Origin of the sequence: Nitrospina gracilis 3/211, from assembly GCF_000341545.2 — a bacterium.
GTDB lineage: Bacteria > Nitrospinota > Nitrospinia > Nitrospinales > Nitrospinaceae > Nitrospina > Nitrospina gracilis.
In genome coordinates, this window is record NZ_HG422173.1 from 830,563 (window position 1) to 834,230 (window position 3,668).

The following is a 3,668-nucleotide window of genomic DNA, read 5'->3' on the forward strand; positions in this document are numbered from 1 at the left end:
TCCAACCCGGCCTTTTTCAGCGCCGCCTGCATGCACTCCGCCTGGCGGCCCGGCTCGGGCAGGATGTAGTCGTACGCATCCGAATTGCTGTGGTAGCCGACGATCTCGCCGTAGATTTTCGCGCCACGTTGTTCGGCGTCGCTAAGCCGTTCCAGCGTGTACAGGCAGCCGCCCTCGGAGCAGACGATGCCGTTTCGGCTTTTGTCGAACGGCCGGCTGGCCTTGGTCGGGTCATCGTGCGTGGCGAGCGCGCCCTCCGCCTTGAAGCTGGCGAAGATGCCGAAGGTGTGGATGCTCTCGGAGACGCCCCCGGCGATGGCCAGATCGACTTCGCCCAGCCTCAGCATCTGCACGCCCTGGATGATGCCCAGGTTGCCCGCGGCGCAGGCGGCGCCGATGGCGTAGTGCGGGCCGGTGATGCCCATGTTCAGCGTCACCTCGCCCGCCGGGTTGTTGGCGACCGTTCTCGGGTTGTGGTGGTGCGACCAGTACTTGGTGTCGTAATCGTACTGGCTGATGTTGTGCACCTCGTTTTCCGTCTCCACGTTGCCGTGCTCCGTGGTGCCGGTATAGACGCCGATCCGGCTTTTGTCCAGCGCGGCGAAATCGAGGCCGGAGTCGATGACCGCCTCATTAGCGCAATAGACGGCGATGGACCCGGCGCGGGTGCCGCGGCGGACTTCCTTTTTCTTCTGGTAACGGAGTTCGTCGAAATTGCAGACGCCGGCGAGGACCTCGCCCATGAAGCGGGTCTGGAACTTCTGCACGCCGGAGCGGCCCTCCAAAAGGTTCTGGCGGAACTCCGGCAGGGAGTTGCCGTTGGGGGCGGTCAGGCCGATTCCTGTGATGACAATCCGATCCTCGCGGCGCACTGAAAAAAATTCCCAAAAATGTGTGATAGATGGGGGTTCAAACGGCGGCAGTCCCGGCAGGACAGCGCGGGACGCGTGTGGCTAACTGGACCTCATTCGGAATTGGTCAATTTACCACAAAACAAGGGCTTTGGGAAGGGGCTAATAAATTCATAATTAAAGGATGTTTATCTTGGAATTCTGTATAAACCAATAAAATAAATAGAAGCCAACATATAAACTACTAAAAGTATCGCTAAAACAATTGGCGTAAAAGCATAAATAGTTTCAATCCATGTAATACTTAAAGTCCCCCCACCTGATAGTGTTTTAATTAGGTACTTAGTTACCCAAATCAAAATTGGGCGGAAAAGCAAACCAATTATGCTCAAAATTAGACTGATAAATATTAAAATCGCTCCAAAAAGGTTAATTAGCCCTATCGGATCACGTTTTTCTATTTCTATTATTTTTTTATTAACTGAAAAAACTGTTGAATTATATTTTTGATAATTTCCATGCAATGGTTCGAATTCTTTTACAAACTGAAAGAATGGAAAGGAAGCCAACTATTAAAAGAAACGAAGATCCAATCACAACCATTAAAGAAATAAATGGGTAAAAAAACTAATTTCAGTCCTTAAATAGGAAACCAAATCTGAAGCAAAAACAACAAAGATTCCCGCGATGGTCAAAAAAACCACATTACCAAAAATTAAATTCCTACTAAGCTTGTCCAAATATCCTTTGTACTTATGAGTTCTGTTTTCGCTCAAAGTTTTGGTCGATACTTTTATATCATCTATCTCTTCCGATTTAGATTGAGCAGATCGTATTTCAGTATTAGTAGTAAATTCATTTGGTAATGTGACAAAAAGGTCATCAGCTAACAAGGATACCAGCTTAGTTTGCTCTTGATATCTAGAACTCTCTAGCAAGGAACTAGGCCAAACCCCGTGAACATGCCAATTTCTAGCCCTTTCCAAGGCCCTTTGCGGATTCAACCCACTACCATAAGCAGCGGTAAAATATACTACTCCTTTTTGATTTGGAAAAAGCATGGAAATATTTTGCTTTATGTCTTCAAAATCCTTTTCCATTTCTGGATTTGCTGAAAATGGATTAGCCCAAGACTCAAGGCGTTCCCTTCCGAAATAATCTTCTAAATAAGCGTTAAAGATTTCTTTATTGTCCATATTTGTCCTCTGCTTGGCTTATATTTTTTTTGATTATTTCTAATTGCTTTATCAGATAATCGATTTCGTCTCCTGAAAAATTTATTTGAACTGAATCAAAAGTTTTTCCTCCAATTAGATTTAAGGGAGACTCGGAAAATTCTCTTTGATATCTAAACTTGCAAGTTGCGTATGGAAAAGAAATTTTTTCAATTTGAGCATCTTTAATCTTCAGCTTAATATCCCAGTCCAAACTATGAAAACTCGGGGCTTTGCTACTTGCCTTTAAAAAGTATCTCTGCTTTAAACGCTCATTTACTAATTTTTCCTCAACCTTCTTAATCGCCTCATTAATTTCTTTTCTTTTTTCCTCGGCTTTTGGACCTCTGATATTAGTTCGCTCTAAAACATTTTCGATATATGAGTTTTGCTCACCTAGAATACTGACCAAAATAAAGGTTTCGATTTTCCTAAGGTCATTTTTAAAAACTTTTTCGTCGATTTCCGCCTGCTTAAGCTTTTCTTGTCGAATCTCCTTATCTATTTTTACGGAAATATCAAATGGCGGGACCAAAGAGATAAATAAGTTTTCTTGATCCTGTAATTCCTTTAATATCTTCAAAATTTTTTCAAATTCTGAGGAGACTTCGTCATCTAAGTCCGAAGCAGGGTCCAAATTAGGTTTCGTTTCTTGGCTCATATGATGTCTTCAAAAAATTAAGGCGCACTTATACCCACCCCTCAGGCCAAGGGATAAAACTGCAAACACTCGTTTCTAAAATAACCAATTTAACCACAAATTCCAATTTATTAAAACGATTAATTACTATTTTTCAATAGTTTGCAGGATGCAGGGAAGTTCTGTAATTCATTGAAATCGCTATTTATATTCCTAAATTTTTCTGTTTTTTCCCCTAGGAATTTTAGAAGAATCTAATACACCCTCCCCCGTTCTTTGGGCTACAAGAGGATTTTTCCCTCCCCACGGATGAGCCGATCAGGAGATTAAATCGACTCAATTTGTGGGGGTTTTGTGAGCCGAATAGGGGTGGGGGTTGGGCCTGCCTACAAATCTTCAACTTCGATGGGGGTGGGGCAGGTTTGGGTGAGGTACTGGGTGAGGAAGGAGCGGTGGCAGTCGGGGGCTTTGTCCTCGGAGCACAGAAAGCACGCGCCGTCGAGGTCTTTCGGATCGAGCGCCTTTTCCACCTTCCGCTGTTTCACCAGCTTCAAATATTTTTTTTGAAATTCTCGACACCCTTCTTCTCTTTGCGGTACTCGTCGATGAGCGCCTGCGTCGGCGCGAGGTCGGGGCGGTGTTCGTAGTCGATGCCGCCGATCTTCTTTAAGAAGAACGGCAGGTCCTGCTTCTTGGCGAAGCCGGCGATCTGTGACTCGTTGTTCAGCCGCACATCGATGATCTTCTTTACGCCCGCCTTCTTCAGCCGCGCAAAAAAAATCCTCCGCGCTCTTCTTGGTGAAGCCGATGGTATACAGCCGAATGGGTTTGGACTTTTTGGAAGGCATATTGAAATCATTTTAGCAATGGAAGGGTTCATTGGTAACCCCTCCCAGCCCTCCCCTTGAAAAGGGGAGGGATTATCAAAGGAGGAGAAGTAAAAAAGCCCCCGTTGCCGGGGGC

At 45.2% G+C, this 3,668-nt stretch carries 4 protein-coding genes and 1 pseudogene; all 5 read right to left on the reverse strand.

The features are described 5' to 3' along the window. The coding region (locus tag TX82_RS03870) for a beta-ketoacyl-[acyl-carrier-protein] synthase family protein (protein ID WP_244875001.1) at window positions 1–872 on the reverse strand (872 nt) is incomplete at its 3' end. A gap of 167 nt (window positions 873–1,039) precedes the next feature. Beyond that, on the reverse strand, window positions 1,040–1,375 hold the full coding sequence (locus TX82_RS15935) for a hypothetical protein (protein WP_144079076.1): 336 nt from the start codon (window positions 1,373–1,375) through the stop codon (window positions 1,040–1,042). Window positions 1,376–1,453: 78 nt separating this feature from the next. Beyond that, a complete protein-coding gene (locus TX82_RS03875) occupies window positions 1,454–2,047 on the reverse strand; it encodes a hypothetical protein (RefSeq protein ID WP_005007234.1) in 594 nt (197 codons plus the stop codon). Continuing rightward, window positions 2,037–2,726, reverse strand: coding sequence for a hypothetical protein (locus TX82_RS03880; RefSeq protein ID WP_005007235.1), 690 nt, complete (start codon window positions 2,724–2,726; stop codon window positions 2,037–2,039). Before TX82_RS03880 ends, TX82_RS03875 begins: the two co-directional genes overlap by 11 nt. Before the next feature lie 365 nt (window positions 2,727–3,091). After that, window positions 3,092–3,585, reverse strand: a pseudogene (locus TX82_RS17140) (DUF488 family protein, N3 subclade). Between the last annotated feature and the right edge of the window lie 83 nt (window positions 3,586–3,668).